This window comes from Flavobacterium foetidum, from assembly GCF_004634245.1.
In the GTDB taxonomy this organism is placed as follows: Bacteria; Bacteroidota; Bacteroidia; order Flavobacteriales; family Flavobacteriaceae; genus Flavobacterium; species Flavobacterium foetidum.
The window spans coordinates 12,591-34,397 of record NZ_SJTF01000016.1 but is presented as its reverse complement, the minus strand read 5'-3'; the positions used below and the strand labels follow the sequence as shown (position 1 = coordinate 34,397).

Sequence of the window (21,807 nt, the reverse complement as noted above, 5' to 3'; positions counted from 1 at the left end):
CTGGGCCTTTGCGGCAAAACTCAAAAATCTTATCTTTACCAAATGGTATTAGTAACTGGAGGAACAGGTTTAGTTGGCGCGCATTTATTGCTTCATTTGATTGAAAGTGGAGAAAATGTAAGGGCAATTTACCGCAACCAAAATAATATCTGGAAAACAAAACAGCTTTTTCTGCTTTATAACAAAGCTCCTTTATTCGAAAAGATAGAATGGGTTGAAGCTGATATTTTGGACATTCCGTCACTTGAGGAAGCTTTTATAGGCATAGAGTATGTTTATCATTGCGCCGCACTCATTTCTTTTGACCCAAAAGATGAGGAAAAACTCCGAAAAACCAACATTGAAGGCACTGCCAATATCGTTAATTTCTGCATTGCAAAAGACATCAAAAAATTCTGTTTTGTAAGTTCGATTGCCGCTTTAGGCGATTTAGCTTCTCACGAAACTTATATCACAGAAGAAACTGAATGGAATCCTGAAAAACCGCATAGCGATTACGCCATTTCTAAATACGGAGCCGAAATGGAGGTTTGGCGCGCACAGCAGGAAGATCTCGATGTAATTATCGTAAATCCGGGAGTAATTATGGGACCTATTACCAGCAAAGAAATTTTTAAACAAGGAAGCGGAGAAATTTACCAAAAAATCGCAAACGGACTTCCTTTTTATACCCTTGGGAGCACTGGTTTTGTAGCTGTTGACGATGTTACAAGAATTGCAATTGAGTTGATGAAAAGCGACATTAAAAACGAGCGTTTTACATTAATTGCAGAAAATATTGTTTTTCGAGATGTAATCAACACGGTTGCAGATGTTTTACAAGTAAAAAGGCCTTCAATGCATGCCACTCCCTTTTTTATGAATATGCTCTGGATGGCAGACAGTCTTTTATGTACTTTATTTTTCAGAAAAAGAACGATTACAAAACCTTCTGCAAAGGCATCTTATTCTAAAAATCTTTATTCTAATGAAAAAATAAAAACCGCTCTTGGAACGGTTTTCTTAGATATTCATCAATATATAAAAGACAATTCAAAAGTGTAAATGATTACTGGTCCATCAGCGGCTCTTGATTGCTAATTTGAGGCTTTTTCAAAGAATCTTTAGGAGCTTCTTTTAACTTACCTTTTGTTTTCAATGCTTTTTTTTCTTCAATTTTCACAAGAGAATCTGTTATTTTTTGGTTTTCAGCCAATCTTTTATTGACTTCGTCAAACATATCTTTGTAATTTTCGTAGTCTGCCGCATAATAGATGTTATTCTGTGCAAACTGAAGACTGTCAATTTTGTATTTTTTCAGAATAAATTTTGTCGGATTGCTTTCTATCGAATCCAAAGATAGTGGTCTCTGGTATCTGATAGCATCCAAAAGAGACAAATCGTACATAATATCAATCATTTTCTCTCTTTCGATAAGTTTGGCAGGCTCTTTTATGAGCTCTTTTTTACAACTTACAGAAAGAAACAAAACCAGCAGTAGTACCAAATAATTTTTCATTACAACAATTTATCTATCAAACAATAATCGTTTTCCGGCGCGGCTGTCTTTTACTTTAAAATTATTGTACACCAATTCGCCATTTACAAAAGTATGCGTAATTCTCGATTTAAAAGTATAACCTTCAAACGGAGACCAGCCACACTTGTATAAAATGTTTTCTGGTTTTACACTCCATGGCAGACCTGGGTTAACGATTACTAAATCGGCATGATAACCTTCTCTGATAAAACCTCTTTTTTCGATTTTGAAAAGTTTTGCCGGATTGTGGCACATTTTCTCCACGATTTTTTCTACACTGATTTTTCCTTGGTGATGCGCCTCAAACATTGCCACAACTGCGTGTTGCACAAGTGGCCCTCCAGAAGGAGCATTCAGGTAAGATTGCATTTTCTCTTCTTTGGTATGCGGTGCGTGGTCTGTCGCAATTACATCAATTCTCCCGTCGTTTAAAGCTTCCCAAAGCGCTTTTCGGTCTGCGGCCGTTTTTACCGCAGGATTCCATTTAATGAAATTCCCTTTTGTTTTGTAATCTTCATCGGTAAACCAAAGGTGGTGTACACATACTTCGGCAGTAATTTTTTTATCTTCTAACGGAATTTTATTCGTAAACAACTCCATTTCTTTGGCTGTTGAAAGATGGAATATATGAAGTCTTGCACCAGTCCTTTTGGCGAGCGCCACCGCTTTTGAAGACGAAATATAACAAGCCTCGGCACTTCTGATTAAATTATGCGCCGTTACCGGAACATCATCGCCGTATTTTTCTTTAAACTCGGCAAGATTATTTTTGATAGTCGTCTCATCCTCACAATGCACTGCAATCAACATTGGAGTGCTAGAAAAAATCTTTTCTAAAACCGCCTCATTATCCACCAGCATATTTCCTGTTGAGGAACCTAAGAATATTTTAATTCCAGCAACATTCTTCGGGTTTGTCTTTAAGACTTCTTCTAAGTTATCATTGGTGGCTCCCATCATAAACGAATAATTCGCAAATGATTTTTGAGAAGCAATCTGGTATTTTTCTTCCAGAATTTCCTGAGTAACTGCATTCGGAACCGTATTGGGTTGTTCGATAAAAGACGTAATTCCGCCTGCTACTGCCGCTCTCGACTCCGATTCGATATCGCCTTTATGCGTTAAACCTGGCTCTCTGAAGTGCACTTGATCGTCTATCGCGCCAGGCATCAGGTAATTCCCTTCAGCATCTATTACAATACAATCTGAAGTTTTTAAACTAATACTGTCTGCAACCTCGGCAATAATATCGTTTTCAATTAACACATCTCCTTCAAAAATTGCCCCTTCGTTTACAATTTTGGCGTTTTTTATTAAAATCCTATTCATTGTTTTTCCGTTTTTATAATGAATTGACTAATTTTCGTAATCGCAGTGAAATTACTCCTAGTATAGCCTCCTTAATAATGGCATTGCTCATTTTAGAAACCCCTTTTGTACGATCAGTAAAAATAATTGGCACTTCAGTAATTTGAAATTTAGCACAATACGTTCTGTATTTCATTTCGATTTGAAACGCATAACCCACAAATTTTATTTTGTTAAGATTGATTTTCTCTAGAACCTCCCTCTTGTAGCAAACAAAACCAGCTGTAGCATCATGAATTTTCATTCCGGTGATAAACTTCACATACACAGAAGCAAAGTAAGACATTAAAACGCGGCTTAGAGGCCAGTTTACTACATTTACACCCTTTACATAACGCGAACCAATTGCTAAATCGGCTCCTCCAAAATGACAAGCATCATATAACTTTTCAAGATCGTTTGGATTATGCGAAAAATCGGCATCCATTTCGAAAATAAAATCGTACTTACGCTCCAAAGCCCATTTAAAACCATGAACATAAGCCGTTCCTAAACCTGATTTTTTGGTTCTTTGTTCTAAAAAAAGTCTTTCAGGAAATTCTTCTTGCAATGCAATTACTTTATTTGCCGTATGGTCTGGAGAATTATCATCGATAATCAGAAGATCAAAAGTTTTATGTTGCGAAAGGACAGCCCTCACTATACTTTCTATGTTCTCAATCTCGTTATAAGTGGGAATTATGACAATACTATCATTCATTTTTTCTGGGTAATTTCACCGCAAAAGTAAACTTTTTATAGCATTTGATTCATAATAAATATATAATAAAAGCATTGCATTAAAAAATTACTAATTTTGTATTATTATGATTGAACAACTTCATCCTCGAATTATAGAAAACAAAGACTGGGCAACTCTTTTGTTTGTAGTAGCATTTGCTGTTGTTGCGATGACAAAATCGGCTTACGAAACGCGATTCAGCGAATTCAGCCGACTTATTTTTTCTGACAAATACGCAAAAATCTACCGCGACAACAACCACCTTAAAAGCAGTTTTACGGTAGGCTTGTTTTTTGTTCAGATCGTTTCGTTTGCTTTTTTTATTCTACTAACGATGAATATTTATGATGACAAAATCCTAAAAACCGATTGGGTTCTGTTTATCCGGATTGCAACCTTTCTTTTGTATTTTATTCTAGGTAAATATTTAATAGAAAAAATTGTCGGAGCGGCGTTTAACATCGACGAATTTGTAGAGCTTTTTAACCTTCAGAAGGTAACTTACAGAACTTATATAGGTGTTTTTATCCTTCCAATCAACGCAGTTTTGTTTTATTACAACAATATTCCAGCAGCAATTCCGCTTGCAGTTATCGCTATTTCGCTCTGTATCAGCCTATACTCGTACTTTATTTCAATTAAAACATATCAAAATGCAATAATCGGCAAGTTATTTTATTTTATTTTATATCTTTGCGCTCTTGAAATAGCCCCTTATTATTTTATGTATTATTGGATACTAAAAGGGAGTGCTTAGAAAATGTTTATAATATGAAAGTGAAAACAATTTTGGTGTCACAGCCTGAACCTAAAGTGGAGAATTCTCCTTACTTTGAGCTCCAACAAAAACACAAAATAAAAATTGATTTCAGACCATTTATTCATGTGGAAGGGGTTAGCGCAAAAGAGATTCGATTACAAAAAATCGATCTTAATCATTACACTGCGATCATTTTAACAAGTCGAAATGCTGTAGATCATTTTTTTAGAGTGGCCGATGAAATGCGTTACAAAGTTCCTGAAGGATTGAAATATTTTTGTCAATCCGAAGCAGTAGCTTTTTATCTTCAAAAGTATGTTGTTTACAGAAAACGTAAGATCTACGTTGGAGCAAAAGATTTCGCAGATTTATCTCCTCTTATCAAAAAGTACAAAGACGAGAAATTCTTACTGCCTGCATCTGATCAATTAAATGCCGATGCGCCTGTTACATTAAACAGCCTTAAAGTAGATTGGGCTCAAGCGATTTTTTACAGAACTGTAATGAGCGACCTATCTGACCTTGCAGATGTTTATTATGATGTTCTTGCTTTTTTCAGCCCGACCGGAATTAAATCTTTGTTTAAAAACTTTCCTGATTTTAAACAAAACGATACCAGAATCGCTGTATTTGGAAGCACAACTCAGAAAGAAGCCCTCGACCACGGTCTAAGAATAGACATTCTTGCTCCGACTCCTGAGACGCCTTCTATGACAATGGCTTTAGAAAAATATATTGCCGAAGCAAACAAAGCTAAATAAACCGTTCAAACCGAAAATATTTAAATTCCAAATTCCAAACTAATCACTTGGAATTTGGAATTTTTCTTTTTACTAAACCCTTTCTCAAAGTTTCCATGTTTGAATCCTTAAGCGGTGTTACTATTAAAATTGAAAATTGAATTTTGGAATTTGAAATTTGGAATTTGAAATTGGAATTTGAAATTGGAATTTTGGAATTTAAATCACCCAATTTTATTTTCCCTTTCAATTTAACTATATTTGATTTCTATTCTAAACCCAAATCACAAGAAATAGTTTCAAATTTTAAGTTATGAAAATTAATTCCCTTTTAATTGAAATTGACGGCATCGACAAAGAAATTCTTCGATATCTCATGGACGATGCCAGAAAACCGATTTTACAAATTGCCAACAAAATTGGGATTTCTGGCGCCGCCATTCATCAGCGATTAAAAAAACTGGAACAATCAGGAGTCATTTCGGGTTCTAAGTTTACTGTAAATCCAAAAGTTTTGGGTTATAACACCATGGCTTTTATTGGAGTTTATCTTGATAAAGCTTCTAGAAACTCCGAAGCTGTAAAAGAATTACGAAAAATCCCCGAAGTTTTAGAATGTCATTATACTACTGGAAACTGGTCTGTATTAATCAAAATCATCTGTAGAGACAATGAACATCTGATGCAGCTTTTAAACACCAAAATCCAAGCAATCGAAGGCGTTTCAAGAACCGAAACCTTTATTTCGCTCGACCAGCAGATTGACAGGCAGATACAGCTTTAGAAAAACAAATTCCAAAATTTTAGATTCCAAACTCCAAAAGCAAAACCCGAAAGTTACAAAAACCTTGCACATTTTTATATTGAATTAACAGAAAGCATAAAAAAATCCAAACTCCTGATTGAAATTTGGATTGTTTAAAATTTGGAATTTACTTTTCTTAATTCCTCCTACTTCCGGAATAAATAGAAATATAATATAACAACGTCGCAATAGAACCGATTGCTGCTACAAGATAAGTTCTTGCCGCCCATTTCAAGGCATCTTTTGCTCCGGCTTGTTCCTGCTGTGTGAGCATACGTTTGTTTTCAAGCCATGCGAGTGCGCGGTTGCTGGCATCATACTCAACAGGCAACGTGATGATTGAAAACAAAGTTGTTGCAGCAAAAATGATGATTCCGATCAACAACAACTGTGGAAAAACTCTGATCATCAAGATTCCGGCAATCAAAATCCATTGCACAAAATTTGAGGCAACACTTACGATAGGCACTAGTTTTGAACGCATTACCAGCCATTCGTAACCAATTGCGTGTTGCACCGCGTGACCGCATTCGTGTGCCGCAACAGCAGCCGCCGCTGCATTACGATGATTGTAGACTGCTTCACTCAAATTTACCGTTTTATCAGACGGATTGTAATGATCTGTTAAACGACCTGGAGTCGAAATTACACGAACATCTCTAATACCGTGATCTGCAAGCATTTTTTCGGCGATTTCACGGCCGCTCATTCCGTTTTGAAGCTGTAATTTAGAGTATAATTCGAATTTGCTTTTTAATTTAGAACTCACCAGCCAGCTTACAAGCATAATGGCTCCGGCGAGAATAATATATGAACTTCCCATGTTTTTATTTATTAGTTGAATTTAAAGTTACAAAACAAACATCAAATTGCGAACCATTTTAACAAAATGCCATTTTGACATTTTTCAAGTCATTTTAACTTAATTCAACAGGTTATTTTTTAGAAGAAAAGCAATCAGTTCGGCTACGTTTTTCATTTTGTATTTCTGAAGAATATTGCGTCGATGTGTTTGCACAGTCAAAAAACTAAGGAACAAATCGTCTGCAATTTCCTGAGTCGATTTTCCTTGCGAAAGCAGCAAAGCAATATCTCGTTCTCTTCGGCTTAGACTCGGAATTCTTTCCAAATCTTCAGACAAAGGCTGGCTGATTATCATTTTTACTTCTTCGCTAAAAACTATTTCACCAGCAATTGCCCTATTGATGCATTCTTTAAATTCACCAAAAGAAGCATTTTTAAGAACATAGCCGTTTCCTCCGTTCTGAATAAACTGCATCACCAAACTCCTTTCAGACTGGCTGCTCATACCAATGATTATCAGTTTTGGATATTTCTGCTTAATGGTTTTACATAAATCTACACCATTAATAACCGGAAGGAAAATATCCATCAGAATTAAGTCTACAGTATGTTCTTCAATATAATCTAGAAGCGCAACGCCCGACTCAAATTTTTCGACAATTTCGATGTTATCCAAATCAGACAACAAACCTGCTATTCCTGAAATTACGATTGGATGGTCGTCTACAATTACGGTTTTATATCTCATTTTAAATTAGTTTTGTACTTTTAACTCGATATAAGTCGAGGTTCCTTTATTGATTTCAGAATCGATTTCGATTTTTCCGTTTAAAAAAGCCACACGATTTCTAATGTTTTTGAGTCCCATTCCCTCTTTAGATTCAGTTTGCGTCACATCAAAACCTTTTCCGTTGTCTTCTACAGTAATAAAAAACACGTCTTTGTTTTGCGAACAGGAAACCAGAATCTCTGAGGCCTGAGCGTATTTTAAAGCATTGTTCAAAAGCTCTTGGATGATTCTGTAAATCACAACTTCAAAATGCTGGTCCAAATTTGATTTCTTCTTGACGAGATACTGAAATTCTATTTGCGTTTCTGAACTGGAATTGGCCGCGCACAAATCTTTCAAAGCATGTTCAAGCCCAAGTTTTGACAAACTTTCTGGCATTAAATTCTGAGAAATATTCCGTAACTCCTTTATCGAATCGTTAAGCATCGAATTTATGTTTGAAGTCGAGACCGCACCTTCTTTATCTGCAAGATTCAGATGAATTTTTAAACCCGAGAGCATACTTCCGAGTCCATCGTGCAAATCTCTTGCAATTCTTTTTCTTTCGATTTCTTCTCCCTCAATCAATGCATTTGAAACTGATAATTTTTGTTCGTTTTCTAATGCCTCAAGCTCCTGTTTATGATTCAGCTCTTTTTGATAACCCAGTTTTTTTTGGTTGTTATTCCAAATCCATAAAAACAGAACTGTTAAGAAAAGCAGAAACGAAAGCACTGCAAAAAGCATAGAATTCAGTCTATTATTGTTGGCTTGCAAAACCGTTTTTTCGTTTTCTGACTGTAGCAATGAGATTTTCTTTTCATTTTCGGCTTTTCGATATTTCGCCTCTAACTCTACAATTTCATTTTTTAAAGACGCATCATTAATACTATCATTGATAACATTGTATTTATTTGCATAAAAATAGGCTTTCGAATAGTCTTTGGTTGCATTGTAAAGCTTAGACAATTCTTTGTAATAATTCTTTTTGTCGATTATAAACGGAGAATTTTCAATCAAATATTCGAGATTACTTTTGCATTTGGCGTAATCCTTAAGTTTAAAAAGCACCTCATATTCCGCAAATTTCAATCGGTTTAAAGCAATCGAATTTTTATGTTTTTCTGAAGAAGTGATTCCTTTATTATAACTTATCAATGCCTCTTTATGTTTATTCTGTTTAGCAAAATAGAGCCCTTCCGAATAAAAATAAGAATCGTTCAGGTTTGAATCGGGATAATTTTTTAACGTCGAATATGCCTTTTCGAGTACTTTTTCGGCATCATAAAAATGCTTAAGTTCCACCAAATTTTCGGCATTCATAATATAGGTCTCCATCTTTGATTCTGCCAGCGTTGGAGATTTTGTATTGGCATTTTCGATATATTTCTGTGCTTGGTCGAGATATTCTGCTGCTTTTTCGCGTTCGTTATTATTCATAAAAATAATGGCGACGGCTTTGCTCAATGCGCTAATCAGTTCAAAATCCCCGCTTTTTTTGGCAATCGGAATCGCTTCATTCACCAGCAATCTCATATAAGCGTTTTCGTTGTTTTTACGCTGCAGCATTATTCCATAATTCTGAAGTATAATGGCGCGCAAACGATAGGCTTCTTTATTGTAATATTTCTTAAGTTTCGTGTTGGCTTCTAATAATGCTTTCTCAAAACCGTCAAAATCACCTTTTTCAATAAAATCATACGAATTATAAAAAATGGAAGCATCTTTAAGAAAAGGATAATTGCTTTTTAATTTATTGGCCTGAGCAAGATACTTTTTGGAGCTCTGAATATCCTGAACCATCAAAAACAATTTGGACAGCCTAAAACTGTAAAGGCTTCGTACACTATCTGACTTTGTGTTTTTTGTAATCTTGACAATACTGTCTATGTAAACCGAATCATCGTCAAGCGAAAGAATAACTTGCGAATAAGAATGGGTCGAAAAAAAGAAAAATAAAAAAAAGGCGTATAGTTGCTTCATAAATGGTATTTGTTCAAAGTTATTAAAACTAAATTCTTTAGGAAATAAATCAGCGCTTTTTTACCTGAAAACAGGTAAAAGAAAATACACTTTATCAGGTATTGTGGTCCCTTTATTAAGGGGCTAACTTTGTTTAAGATAATTTTTTAAATATATAACAGCTAAAAAACAATGCACATGAGAACGTATTTTAAACAAATTATGCTGGTTTTGACACTTGCATTTACATTTGCTTCTTGCAGTAGCGATAATGACGACAATAACAACTCATCATCTAGAGATGTTAAATACGAAGTAACAGGAAACTTTACAGGAAAAATGGACGTTTCGTACATGGAAAAAAGTGGTGCACCGCTTATTGAAGATATCAATGCGTTGCCTTGGACGAAAGAATTTACAGCTGATGCTGGAAGTGATGGAGCATTATTACACACGAGCGGTTACGGAGGTGTCGCAGGACAAACTCTTACTGCTAAAATTTATGTTGGCGGAAAAGTGGTTTCAGAATTAACCGGCGCTGCCAACAATGACGGAATTATTGTAGTTCACACAAAAACTTACGTATTTCCTAGATAGTATAAAATTAGAATTTAATTTTTGTTTTTGGTAAAAGAGAGCTTCGTAGATTATTACGAAGCTTCTTTTTTTTATAGGTCTAACTGAGTATTCAATACCGTTCTTCCAATTTTCAAAAGAAGCTTCTCCAGACGGTTTTGTCCCCGCGAATCCGGACATTGTCAAAGTGTAAATCATTTTCATGAATAGAAAAAACAAAAAAAACCAAATTCCAATCAGTTCAAAATTGGAATTTGGAATTTAAAAAATTGAGATTTAAACTATTTAGGGTTTTAAAATCAAAACCGAAGGTGTATTATTCAACCAGATACTTTGAGATTCGATAAGTTTTTTCCAGCTGTCCAGGCTTATAATCATCAAACTTTGGCTTTCTAAAAATTCTTTTTTTATGGTTCTATCATTCATAATCATAATATGATTTGGTGCAATCTGCTCAATAGAACGAATATTTTCCTGAATTTCTCTTGTATTGTTTACTTCTGCCCCAGCATTTAAGACTGTAATCTGGGAACCATTATTATTAATTAGCTTTTTAGCATAATCAATTAAAAAAGCATCGTCTTTATCAAAAATAGGCATAAAAATCTGGCTCACATCTTCGAGTTCTTTATCGATAAAAATTCCGACTGGCATTTTGCTTTTTGCAATAATATGACGTGTTCTTTCATCAAAAGGAGAGTTTTCAAACAATCCTTCTTTTCCTGTAAATTTATCTATCAAACGATCCGGATTTACGATTCTGGTTGTAAAACCTAAAATTTTACCTAGCAATGTCCCGTCAAAAATTGACTGCCCCAAACCAATCAATAACAAATCATACTCTCCTTGATTTGCCGTGTCGATTATATCGGTATCGATATCATTCGAAACCTTAAAAAGACTTACAATATTCTGATTCAAACGACGAGATTCTTCTATAACCGGAACCAGCATTTTTTTCTCATGATCCTTTACATCAAAAGAGTGAATTTCTGTGCTTAACGACAAATGCATTGCGGTCACAATAGAATTATCCGGCTGTTTTTTAACCAAGCTGTTGGCAATCTGAAGCAATTTTTTTCCTCGTTCCGGCGTTGCAAACGAAAGCAATATTTTGTATTTGCTTTTGTTTCCGATTTCTTCTGGCACAGCGGTTTCTTTATCTTTAAAAATAAATCCGATAAAATCTAAGGCAGGACCTGTCATAAAAGTGGTTACCAAAGCCATAATAACCATCATGGTAAAAATTTCTGTAGACAAAACTCCAAGGTCGTAACCGATATTTAGAACAACAAGTTCCATCAAACCGCGAGTATTCATTAAAGCTCCAATAGACAAACTGTCTTTCCAGTTTTGTCCCACAAATTTTGCTGCCAAAGCACTTCCAAAGAATTTACCTGCAACGGCAACAGCGATAATTAATCCTGTGATTTTCCATAATTCCGGATCGTTCAACAATCCGATTTGCGTACGTAAACCAGTGAACACAAAGAACAATGGCAATAAAACGATTATGGCAACATCTTCTACTTTTTCAATAAATATGTTTCTGAATTTATTGTTTTCTGGCATAATCGCCCCTGCAAGGAAAGCTCCGAATAAAGCGTGAATTCCAATTAACTCAGCGGCATAAGCCGAAATTAGAAGCGTAATGAAAAAAATCGCAACAACTGGTTTATTCAGACTTTCGCGAGTTGCATTTAAGTCGCCTACACGTTTCAAGAACGGACGAACAATTTTCAGCATTATAATTACATATAAAATCGCTAAACCGATAACATATAACGAACTTGTAAACGAACCTGCTTTTACAATCGCAATTACAACTGCCAAAATACACCAAGCAGTGATATCATCGGCTGCGGCGCAAGTGATCGCAATTGTTCCTAATTTTGTTTTCTGCATGCCACGTTCCTGAACTATCCTCGCCAAAACCGGAAACGCAGTAATACTCATGGCGATTCCCATAAATAATCCGAACGAAGAAAACTCAACACCAATTGGGGCAAAAGTATGGTAGATAAAATAGGCCAGCGTTAATCCTAAGGCAAACGGAATTACAATACTGGCGTGGCTGATAACCACAGCATCATGAGCTTTGTTTTTAAGGACTTTCAAATCCAATTCCATTCCAATAACAAACATGAAAAGGATTAAACCAATCTGGCTTAGAAACTGTAAATTCCCTAAAGATGCTGCCGGAAATAAAGCAGCCGAAAATTCAGGAAAATACATTCCGACTAAAGACGGCCCAAGAACAATACCCGCAATCATTTCTCCGATTACAGAAGGCTGACCAATTTTTCTGAAAAACCATCCAAATAAACGAGCGACTAAAATAATAGTCACAATCTGAGCCAATAAAATGGCTAACGGATGCTGCAAATTATGAACCATAGAATCCAGGAAGTCATTCCAATGGTTGCTTTCGATTTGTTTTTTTACGATGTTGCGCCCCACTTCTAGCGATGCACCTTTTGAAATTACCCAATATATCAGCGCCGTAAAACCGCCGATAATTGTAATGTAAAATACAGAGTTTTTAATGTTATTCATAACTCGTTCTTTTGATTTATTGCCGCAAATATCAGAACTGAGTTTTAAGTGAAAAAGCAAATTTCCAGCAAATTTTCAATGTATGTAACAAGTCGGAAAAACTTTGTAATAAGTTATAATTTTACCTTTTTCAGAAAATCAGAACGATAGGTTTCGCTTAAAATTAAGGCGGTATTTTTACTGTTTTCCTCTATATGATGCAATACAATTTCGTTATGATTAAAGAATTTTATCGCTTTTACAGCCACAATTTCTTTTTTATTAATTCTACAGAAATCGGCATCGGGCAATTCTTTTAAAAGTGTATCAAATTTCACGTTTTTTAAGTTCAGAAAACTTCCATCTGCTAATAAAACTGTTTTATCGCGGCTGTCGCTTGATGCTGTGGTGATATACTGGATTTTATTAAAATACAAAAGTGTCTTTCCTTTATCAGTATTCAGTTGCATAAACTTTTTGGAATTGTCTGATTTCTCAAAACGCTCAAAAGCTTTTGTTATGGCTTTTTGAAGACGTTCCAATTTTACCGGTTTTGTGATATAATCAACTGCATCAATATTAAAAGCATCGGCCGCGTAATCCTTATAGGCTGTGCAGAAAACGACCAATTTATTTTCGAGAATTTCAGCCAGATGCAAACCGTCCATTCCTGGCATCTCAATATCAGAAATCAAGAGGTCAAAATCCAGATTTGGAATATCAGACAAAAGTTTCTCAGGATTATTAAATGTTTTGACGATTTCCAGTTCCGGAATTTGTTCGCAAAGCATTTTCAAATAAGTCAATCCTGGAAGCTCATCGTCCAGAAGCAAGCATTTCAGTTTTGTATTCAAGTAAATCTATTTTTAAATGGGCAATATAAATGTCGTTTTCTATAAACTTATCGAGTTTGAAATTATTCTTGTAAATAATTCGCAGACGATGTTCTAAAGTCGCGTGTCCAAAACCGCTTCGCTCCTTTTTCAGTACTTTTTTATCGGATATCTTATTGGAAACCGTCATAAAAAAAGCATTATCCTTAAACTCAAAAACCACCGAAATAAAAGCATCCGAACTTTGAAGATCGGCATGTTTAAAGGCATTTTCGATTAAATCAATAGAAATCAAAGGCGCTAATAATGGCTGGTCGTACAACTTATCGTCTTCGTTAATGTTGGTTTTAATCTTCAATTCGAAAAGCGGACTGATCTTAATTTTATTGATTTCGATAAGGTTCAGCGCAAAATTGATTTCTTCTTTTGCCGTTACGAATTTCTTTTTGCTTTCGTATAAAATATAATCCAGAACATTCGCCAATTTGTCTAAAGCAAAATAAGTCTGATAAGCGTGCGACTGAATCGAATTTAAAATATTCTTAAACAAATGCGGATTGAGTTTCGACTCTAAATTTTCTAACTGCAAGTCATTTACTTTTGCTTCTAAAGCATAAAAACTTTGCTCTGCATTCTCTTTTGCCTTTTTGGACTGCATTAATTGATACATCATAATGCAGATTATGACAATTAAGAGTAGAAGAATTGCCAGAAAAATAAATGTAGTTGTATTGTCTTGCTGCATTATTATTTTTTTTTATGAAGTGTCCGAATTTGGATGAATAAATGTACTGAATCTGCTTCAATCTGTTAAATCTGCGTGAAACCTTTTTTCAATCAGCCAGATTAACTTGAATGTTGTGAAACCAAAATTAATTGCAAATATGAGAAAAACCGCCTGAGTTAAACGATAAATAGCGGTAAAATATCAAATCTAAAAAACTTTCAAATATGTGTTAACATTAAGTAAAATAGAATTGATAATTTATGATTTCGAGCACTTTTCACTACATTTGCATCCATTTTTAAAGATTTTATGAAAAACGCTATTCAAGTTGGATTTTGGGAAAAGTTAGCCCGAATCATACTTAAAAACAGAATTACGATTCTGGTACTACTTTCTGCCTTAACCATTTTCTTTGGTTATCAGTGGAAAAACCTTTCTATGACTTATACCGAAGCGAACCTGCTTCCAAAAAATCATATTGCGAATAAAGATTATCAAAAATTTCTGGACAAGTTTGGAGAAGAAGGAAACCTTATTGTAATTGGTTTCAAAGACCCAAAACTTTTTACTCCGAAAAATTATGCTGCCTGGACCGAAATGATGAACGGTCTAAAAAAAGCCAAAGAAGTTGATTTGGTAATTTCTTTGAATGACTTAAAGAAACTGGAAAAAGATACCGTAAACCAAAAATTTGTCTTAGCGCCATTTATTGACGAAAGCAAAGTATTGGATGCTAATTATTTAAAAAGCGTTCAGTACGATTTGTTTCACAATCTCCCTTTTTACGAAGGTTTATTGTTTAACAAAGAAAGCGGCAGTGTTCGTTCGGCTATTTATATGAACAAAGCGCTGGTAAATACAGCTGAAAGAAAGACTTTTATTTTAAAAGATTTGGTTCCGAAAATCGATAAATTCGAAAAAACAACGGGAATCGACCTTAAAGTTTCGGGAATGCCATACATCCGTACGATTAATGCCGACAATATGAAAGGCGAAATCGGACTTTTCATTGGAGCATCATTATTGACGGTTTCTTTGATTTTCTTTTTCTTCTTCCGTTCGTTCAGAGCTACTTTTATTTCGATTTGTATTTTAATTGTCGGTGTAACTTGGTCGTTTGGAACTCTTGGATTGTTTGGTTATAAAATCACGATTCTAACAGCCATAATTCCGCCGCTGATTATCGTAATCGGAATTACGAACTGTATTTTCCTTATTAACAAATACCAGCAGGAAATAAAACTGCACAACAATCAGGCAAAAGCATTACAGCGTGTGATTTCAAAAATTGGTTCTTCGACTTTGATGACCAACTTAACGGCTGCAATTGGTTTTGCAACCTTGATGATTACTGGAAACGAATTGCTTTTTGAATTTGGTTTGGTTACGTCAATCAACGTGCTTTCTGTTTATACTTTGACACTTTTCATTGTGCCGATTATCTACAGTTTTATGCCATTGCCAAAAGCAAAACACTTATACCATTTAGACAAAACGTACATTTCGACACTTTTAAATACTGTTGCAACTGTAGTAAAAGGCAAAAAGACAATCGTTTACATTATTTACGCAGTACTTTTTGTAGTGAGTTTAAATGGAGTAAGACAAATGAAAGTATCGGGAAGTTTGATTGGCGAAATGCCAAAAAGTGCTTCTTTCTTTAAAGATATTTTATTTTACGAAAAAGAATTCAACGGTGTAATGCCATTGGAAATCATGATTGACACCAAAAAGAAAAAAGGTGTTATGAAGCCAGCGACAATTCGTAAAATGGATGAATTACAAAACACCATTTCTGAAATACCGGAATTGGCAAAACCGGTTTCGGTTGTAAACCTGGTTAAATATGCTAAACAGGCTTTCTACAATGGGAATCCTGAATATTACCAATTGCCAACTTCTCAGGAGCAAACTTTTATTTTGGGCTATGCTAAAAATGCCACCAAAAACAGCAAAGAAAATTTAATGAAAGCCTATGTTGATTCGACTGGGCAATATGCGAGAATCACGACTTTCATGAAAGATATCGGAACCGATGAAATGGCTGTTGTAGAACAAAAACTGCGCAAGAAAATTGATGAGATTTTCCCAAAAGAACGTTACGAAGTTACGATTACCGGAAAAGCATTGGTTTTCCAAAAAGGAACAACGTATCTGGCACACAACTTAATCGAATCGCTACTTTTTGCAATTGCCACTATTGCAATTTTGATGCTGTATTTATTCCGTTCGTTCAAAATGGTGGCCGCTTCTTTGATTACGAATATTTTACCGCTTTGCATTACTTCGGGATTAATGGGTTATTTTGGAATTCCTTTAAAACCATCAACGATTCTGGTATTCAGTATAGCTTTCGGAATCTCGGTTGATAATGCAATTCAGTTTATGGCGAAATACAAACACGATTTGATTCAAAATAAAGGAAAAGTGAAGAAATCTGTTTTCAGCGCTTTAAGAGAAACGGGAGTAAGTACTTTCTATACTTCTGTGGTTCTGATTTTAGGTTTTGCGACTTTTACATTATCAAGTTTCAGCGGTACAATCGCTTTAGGAGGATTAATTTCTTGTACTTTGGTTTTTGCGATGTTTGCTAACTTGGTTGTATTGCCATCATTGGTTTTAACTTTCGAGAAGAAAAAAACTAAGAAAGAGGAATTGGAGAATTTGGAGAAATAGAAGTAAACTCTCACCACTGGTGAGATAATTCTTTTTCGAATGATCAAGACTAAAAAAGAACAATTTCTCTCAACGATGTTGAGAGAAATTGTTCTATAAAAGATAATTATTTTTTTGCATTTTGTTAATTCTCACAATTGAATGATAACTTTTGAGAAGAATAAAACAAGAAAAGATGGACGGGAGAATTTGGATAAATAAGGTTTTGTTCGCCACGACCCGAGCGACAGCGAACAGGCGAAGCAATTTCACGAATTGGCACGAATTTAAAAAACATCAATCTTTGACAAAGTTAAACGCACAGTTTGTCATTCCGAGGAACGAGGAATCACACTCGGAAATCGACAAAGATTGGCGACTTTCTTAACGGAATTACTAGTGTGATTCCTCGTTCCTCGGAATGACAAAAACAAGAGAAATTGCTTCTTTTGAAACCGATTGCCCTAGCCCTGATAGAAGCGATATCCTTTTTCTTGCTCCTTTAGCAAGAAAAAGATATAGCGGATAGCAGGAAACAGCTTCAAAAATTAATTATTATCGATTATATTTGCAGTTGTTCAAAATGAATATTACTTAATATCAATTATATATAAAAATGAAACACACAAAGGTTAGAGACTTATTAAACAGTACGACGACGTTACAGGAAGTGAATGCAAAAGGATGGGTGAGAACTTTTAGAAATAATCAGTTCATCGCGCTTAATGACGGTTCTACCATTAATAATATTCAATGTGTTGTTGATTTTGAAAATACACCAGAAGAAACTTTAAAAAGAATCACGACTGGAGCTGCGGTTTCTGTAATTGGAACTTTGGTTGAAAGTAAAGGTGCGGGTCAGAAATATGAAATTCAGGTTTCTAAATTGGAAATCCTTGGAGATTCTGATGCTGAGAAATTCCCAATGCAACCTAAAAAACACTCTTTAGAATTTTTACGTGAAAACGCTCACTTACGCGTACGTACAAATGCTTTTGGTGCGATTATGCGTGTGCGTTCGGTATTGTCTTATGCCGTTCATAAATATTTTCAGGATAAAGGTTTCGTATATGTAAATACGCCAATTATCACTGGAGCTGATGCTGAAGGTGCGGGAGAAATGTTCCAAGTAACTTCTTTACCGTTGGATAATCTTCCAAAAAATGAAGAAGGAAACATTGATTTCAAAAAAGATTTCTTCGGAAAACATACGAACTTAACGGTTTCTGGACAGTTAGAAGGAGAAACTTTTGCGATGGCTTTGGGTCAAATCTATACTTTTGGACCAACTTTTAGAGCAGAAAATTCAAACACTTCTCGCCACTTGGCAGAATTTTGGATGATTGAGCCAGAAGTTGCTTTCAACAACCTTGATGACAACATGGACTTGGCTGAAGATTTTATTCAGTATGTAATTAAATATGCTTTAGACCATTGTGGCGATGATTTGAAATTCTTAGAAGGAAGACTTTTAGAAGAAGAAAAATCAAAACCTCAGGCAGAAAGAAGCGAAATGGCTTTGTTAGAGAAATTGAACTTCGTTTTAGACAACAATTTCAAACGCGTTTCGTATACTGAAGCAATTGACATTTTAAGAGATTCAACTCCAAATAAAAAGAAGAAATTCCAATATTTAATCAACGAATGGGGAGCTGATTTACAATCAGAACACGAGCGTTACTTGGTAGAAAAACACTTTAAATGTCCAGTAATTTTATACGATTACCCAGCAAACATCAAAGCGTTTTACATGCGTTTGAACGACAACACAGAACCAGGAAGAGAAACAGTTCGTGCTATGGATATCCTTTTCCCTGGAATTGGAGAAATCGTTGGTGGTTCTGAAAGAGAAGAGCGTTACGATGTTCTAGTTCAGAAAATGGAAGCTCTTGGAATTGACAAAGAAGAATTATACTGGTATTTAGATACGAGAAGATTTGGTTCAGCCACTCACGCCGGTTTTGGTTTAGGTTTTGAGCGTTTGGTATTGTTTGTAACAGGAATGACAAACATTAGAGACGTAATTCCTTTCCCGAGAACTCCAGGTAGCGCCGAGTTCTAAGAACCAAGGTTTTTGCCACGAAGGCACAAAGACGCTAAGTTTATTTTTAAACTAACTGAGTTAAGACTCAAAAAAAATTAAAATAATACCACGTAGACACAAAATCTCAAAGTATTATTTTACTTTTTAGTGAAGATTTAAAAACTTAAAAAAACTTTGTGCCTTAGCGTCTTCGTGGCAAAAACAACAGAAAATGCTCTCAGAAAGAACTGAAGAAATTGGAAAAATAATTGTAAATGCGGCATTTAAAGTTCACAAACAACTTGGACCTGGATTATTAGAAAGAGTTTATGAAGTTTGTCTGGCTCATGAAGTCTCAAAAGCTGGTCTTGATGTAAAGCGCCAAGTTGACATTCCTATCTTTTATGACGGAATTGAATTTAGCGAAGGATTAAGACTAGATTTACTGATTGAAGATTCTATAATTATAGAAATAAAAGCAGTTGAACAAATAAATCCGGTTTGGGAAGCACAAATTATAAGTCAGTTAAAATTACTGGATAAAGATTTAGGCTTTTTAATCAATTTCAATGTTCCGTTAATAAAGAGCGGTATCAGAAGATTTATAAATACAAAAAGAGTATTTTAAATTTTTCAGTCAAATAAAGTAAACGAAAAACTTTGTGTCTTACCGCCTTAGTGGCAAGAAACAAAAACAAATAAAAAACTTTGAGCCTTTGTGCCTTAGTGGCAGAAAAATAGCGCCTTAACTATGCTAAAGCAATTTTTAAATTTAAAATTATCCCAAAAATTATCTCCACAGCAAATTCAGCTGATGAAGTTAATTCAATTGCCTACGCAAGCTTTTGAACAGCGTTTATTAGAAGAAATGAACGAAAATCCGGCATTAGAAGCGGGTAAAGAAGACGAATACGAAGCGGATGAATATGCTAACGACGACTACGACGATTATGATGATAACGAATCAGATAGAATCGAAGCAGACGACATTAACATTGACGAATATCTAAGCGACGACGATACGCCCGATTACAAAACTCAGGTAAACAATTACAGTGACGACGAAGAGCGCGAAACTCCTTTTGCGGCTCCGATCAGTTTTCATCAGGACTTAATCAATCAGCTGAATACTTTTATTTTGAATGATGAAGAACGCGAAATCGCTGAATTCCTTGTTGGAAGTATTGATGATGTGGGTTACATCCGCAGAAGCATTCCGGACATTGTAGACGACATGGCTTTTACGCAGGGAATTTATACTGATGAGGCGATGGTCGAAAAAATGTTGACGGTGATTCATGAGTTGGAACCTTCAGGAGTTGGTGCACGTGATTTGCAGGAATGCTTATTACTTCAGTTAAAACATAAAACTCCAACCGAATATGTTGATTTAGCGATTGACATTATCGAAAATCAGTTTGATGCTTTCACGAAGAAACATTACGACAAGCTTTTACAGAAATACAGCGTTTCGAACGAACAGCTTAAAAAAGCAATTCACGAAATTGAAAGGCTTAACCCAAAACCGGGCGGTTCTTTTGCAGGAAATAATAAAGTTACCGAAAATGTAGTTCCGGATTTCGCTATCAGAATTGTGGACGGTGAATTGGAACTGACTTTAAACGGAAGAAATGCTCCTTCTCTGCACGTTTCTAAAGATTATCAGGAAATGATGCAGACGTATAAAGAATCTAAAGATAAATCGACAGCACAGAAAGATGCGGTTCAGTTTATCAAGCAAAAACTGGATTCGGCTAAATGGTTTATCGACGCAATCAGACAACGTCAGGAAACACTTTTTGTAACCATGAATGCGATTATGCATTATCAAGAAGAATACTTCTTAGACGGTGACGAAACCAAGCTAAAACCAATGATTCTAAAAGACATTGCAGACATGGTTGGTTTGGATATTTCGACAATCTCTCGTGTAGCCAACAGTAAATATGTTGAAACGCCATACGGAACCAAACTGATTAAAGAATTCTTTTCTGAAGCCATGAAAAATGACCAGGGAGAAGATGTTTCAACTCTTGAAATCAAAAAAATTCTGCAAAACACAATTGAGGAAGAAGACAAGAGAAAACCGCTTCCGGATGATCAGTTAGCCGAAATCTTGAAAGAAAAAGGTTATCCGATTGCTAGAAGAACTATTGCTAAATATCGTGAGCAATTGGATATTCCGGTAGCGCGAATGAGAAAGAAGATTTAGTTTTTTTCAAACCATATAAGAAATGTAAGTTCATTTAAAAATAAAACCCGATAGTTAAAAAACTATCGGGTTTTATTTTTTTATCGAAGCAAGAAATTCTGCTGGAGATATGGCCGGAATTGGCGAACTTTTAAAATCTTTTATATCTCTAGTGATTATGAAATTACAATCATTTTTCAAACAAGCATAATATTGCACTGCATCCTCAAAATCCTTAAAATCTGAATTTAAACTCTGATCGATTTCTAATTCTGAAACTGTTAAAACAGAACAAAATGATCTTAATATTTTTAAGTTATCTATTACCTGTTTACTATCAATATTTTTTCCTAAAATATAATTGCAATTTACAATCGAAACTGAGGAGGTAAACAACTCACATTTTCCCATTTCATATAACGTTACAATTCTAGCAATATCATCAAAAAAAGGTGCTCTATTAAGAATTAAATCTAAAATTACATTTGTATCCAGATACAATTTCATAAGCCGTGTTTTTCAATTAAAATATCCTGTAACTCTTTTTTATAATCATTTCCAATTTTAGCATCGGCCTCTTTAATAGTAAAAGATTTAGCAAGATTCGAAATTTTAATTTCATTTTCCTCCTTATTTTCTCCTGTAGAAGTAATCACTTTTAAATAATTCTCCACCAAAAGCGATAAACTATGCTTATGCTCTGAGGCATAAATTTTAGCTTTTTCAATTACATCTTTGTCTAATTTCAATGTCAATTTTGCGTCCATAGCTTTTTATTTTGTACGTACAAATATAATTTTTTTATCCGTACAAATTACC

General features: G+C 34.9%; 20 protein-coding genes. 9 read left to right on the top strand and 11 right to left on the bottom strand.

The genetic code is table 11. The features are described from left to right. Positions 1-42: 42 nt before the first annotated feature. Positions 43-1,044, top strand: coding sequence for an NAD-dependent epimerase/dehydratase family protein (locus tag E0W73_RS18285; RefSeq protein ID WP_135223485.1), 1,002 nt, complete (start codon positions 43-45; stop codon positions 1,042-1,044). A 4-nt stretch (positions 1,045-1,048) separates the two neighbouring features. On the opposite strand, the gene E0W73_RS18280 is transcribed toward E0W73_RS18285, so the two are convergent. The 3 genes from E0W73_RS18280 to E0W73_RS18270 are packed head-to-tail and all read right to left on the bottom strand — an operon-like array spanning position 1,049 to position 3,587. Beyond that, a complete protein-coding gene (locus E0W73_RS18280) occupies positions 1,049-1,498 on the bottom strand; it encodes a DUF4296 domain-containing protein (RefSeq protein ID WP_135223484.1) in 450 nt (149 codons plus the stop codon). Between the two features lie 9 nt (positions 1,499-1,507). After that, positions 1,508-2,848 (bottom strand): dihydroorotase, encoded by a 1,341-nt coding sequence (locus E0W73_RS18275; protein WP_135223483.1) that lies wholly within the window; start codon positions 2,846-2,848, stop codon positions 1,508-1,510. A 13-nt stretch (positions 2,849-2,861) separates the two neighbouring features. Then, positions 2,862-3,587, bottom strand: a complete 726-nt coding sequence (locus E0W73_RS18270; protein WP_135223482.1) for a polyprenol monophosphomannose synthase — start codon at positions 3,585-3,587, stop codon at positions 2,862-2,864. A gap of 106 nt (positions 3,588-3,693) precedes the next feature. Here E0W73_RS18270 and E0W73_RS18265 point away from each other — a divergent pair, with 106 nt between their 5' ends. The 3 genes from E0W73_RS18265 to E0W73_RS18255 all read left to right on the top strand — a co-directional run bounded on the left by E0W73_RS18265 (position 3,694) and on the right by E0W73_RS18255 (position 5,892). Continuing rightward, positions 3,694-4,365 (top strand): DUF4271 domain-containing protein, encoded by a 672-nt coding sequence (locus E0W73_RS18265; RefSeq protein WP_135223481.1) that lies wholly within the window; start codon positions 3,694-3,696, stop codon positions 4,363-4,365. A 14-nt stretch (positions 4,366-4,379) separates the two neighbouring features. Next, positions 4,380-5,129 (top strand): uroporphyrinogen-III synthase, encoded by a 750-nt coding sequence (locus E0W73_RS18260; protein WP_135223480.1) that lies wholly within the window; start codon positions 4,380-4,382, stop codon positions 5,127-5,129. 292 nt (positions 5,130-5,421) lie between these two features. Continuing rightward, positions 5,422-5,892, top strand: a complete 471-nt coding sequence (locus E0W73_RS18255; RefSeq protein WP_012022648.1) for an Lrp/AsnC family transcriptional regulator — start codon at positions 5,422-5,424, stop codon at positions 5,890-5,892. 157 nt (positions 5,893-6,049) lie between these two features. Here E0W73_RS18255 and E0W73_RS18250 read toward each other — a convergent pair whose 3' ends face one another. The 3 genes from E0W73_RS18250 to E0W73_RS18240 all read right to left on the bottom strand — a co-directional run bounded on the left by E0W73_RS18250 (position 6,050) and on the right by E0W73_RS18240 (position 9,469). Next, positions 6,050-6,736, bottom strand: a complete 687-nt coding sequence (locus E0W73_RS18250; protein ID WP_135223479.1) for a zinc metallopeptidase — start codon at positions 6,734-6,736, stop codon at positions 6,050-6,052. Positions 6,737-6,835: 99 nt separating this feature from the next. Then, positions 6,836-7,465 (bottom strand): response regulator, encoded by a 630-nt coding sequence (locus E0W73_RS18245; RefSeq protein ID WP_135223478.1) that lies wholly within the window; start codon positions 7,463-7,465, stop codon positions 6,836-6,838. Between the two features lie 6 nt (positions 7,466-7,471). After that, positions 7,472-9,469, bottom strand: coding sequence for an ATP-binding protein (locus E0W73_RS18240; protein WP_135223477.1), 1,998 nt, complete (start codon positions 9,467-9,469; stop codon positions 7,472-7,474). Positions 9,470-9,646: 177 nt separating this feature from the next. Here E0W73_RS18240 and E0W73_RS18235 point away from each other — a divergent pair, with 177 nt between their 5' ends. After that, positions 9,647-10,045 (top strand): MmpS family transport accessory protein, encoded by a 399-nt coding sequence (locus E0W73_RS18235; RefSeq protein ID WP_135223476.1) that lies wholly within the window; start codon positions 9,647-9,649, stop codon positions 10,043-10,045. A 264-nt stretch (positions 10,046-10,309) separates the two neighbouring features. On the opposite strand, the gene E0W73_RS18225 is transcribed toward E0W73_RS18235, so the two are convergent. The 3 genes from E0W73_RS18225 to E0W73_RS18215 form a co-directional block, all read right to left on the bottom strand. Then, positions 10,310-12,580, bottom strand: coding sequence for a cation:proton antiporter (locus E0W73_RS18225; RefSeq protein WP_135223474.1), 2,271 nt, complete (start codon positions 12,578-12,580; stop codon positions 10,310-10,312). Between the two features lie 113 nt (positions 12,581-12,693). Then, positions 12,694-13,413 carry a LytR/AlgR family response regulator transcription factor gene (locus tag E0W73_RS18220; protein ID WP_135223473.1) on the bottom strand — a complete coding sequence of 240 codons (720 nt, stop codon included), beginning with the start codon at positions 13,411-13,413 and terminating at the stop codon, positions 12,694-12,696. Continuing rightward, complete coding sequence (locus E0W73_RS18215; RefSeq protein WP_135223472.1) at positions 13,376-14,137, bottom strand: sensor histidine kinase; 762 nt, start codon at positions 14,135-14,137, stop codon at positions 13,376-13,378. Before E0W73_RS18215 ends, E0W73_RS18220 begins: the two co-directional genes overlap by 38 nt. A 291-nt stretch (positions 14,138-14,428) precedes the next feature. Here E0W73_RS18215 and E0W73_RS18210 point away from each other — a divergent pair, with 291 nt between their 5' ends. From E0W73_RS18210 to rpoN, 4 genes are all read left to right on the top strand, one after another. Beyond that, a complete protein-coding gene (locus E0W73_RS18210; RefSeq protein ID WP_135223471.1) occupies positions 14,429-16,795 on the top strand; it encodes an efflux RND transporter permease subunit in 2,367 nt (788 codons plus the stop codon). Positions 16,796-17,390: 595 nt separating this feature from the next. Continuing rightward, the gene (gene asnS, locus E0W73_RS18205; RefSeq protein ID WP_135223470.1) at positions 17,391-18,836 is read left to right on the top strand and encodes an asparagine--tRNA ligase; all 1,446 of its coding nucleotides are present in this window, start codon (positions 17,391-17,393) and stop codon (positions 18,834-18,836) included. Between the two features lie 193 nt (positions 18,837-19,029). Then, positions 19,030-19,425, top strand: a complete 396-nt coding sequence (locus tag E0W73_RS18200) for a GxxExxY protein (protein WP_135223469.1) — start codon at positions 19,030-19,032, stop codon at positions 19,423-19,425. Between the two features lie 123 nt (positions 19,426-19,548). Further along, the gene (gene rpoN, locus E0W73_RS18195; protein ID WP_135223468.1) at positions 19,549-21,009 is read left to right on the top strand and encodes an RNA polymerase factor sigma-54; all 1,461 of its coding nucleotides are present in this window, start codon (positions 19,549-19,551) and stop codon (positions 21,007-21,009) included. A 72-nt stretch (positions 21,010-21,081) separates the two neighbouring features. On the opposite strand, the gene E0W73_RS18190 is transcribed toward rpoN, so the two are convergent. Both E0W73_RS18190 and E0W73_RS18185 read right to left on the bottom strand, forming a co-directional pair. Next, the gene (locus E0W73_RS18190) at positions 21,082-21,495 is read right to left on the bottom strand and encodes a type II toxin-antitoxin system VapC family toxin (RefSeq protein WP_135223467.1); all 414 of its coding nucleotides are present in this window, start codon (positions 21,493-21,495) and stop codon (positions 21,082-21,084) included. Beyond that, positions 21,492-21,755, bottom strand: a complete 264-nt coding sequence (locus E0W73_RS18185; RefSeq protein WP_135223466.1) for a DUF6364 family protein — start codon at positions 21,753-21,755, stop codon at positions 21,492-21,494. The genes E0W73_RS18190 and E0W73_RS18185 overlap by 4 nt, the downstream gene beginning before the upstream one ends. Positions 21,756-21,807: the final 52 nt, after the last annotated feature.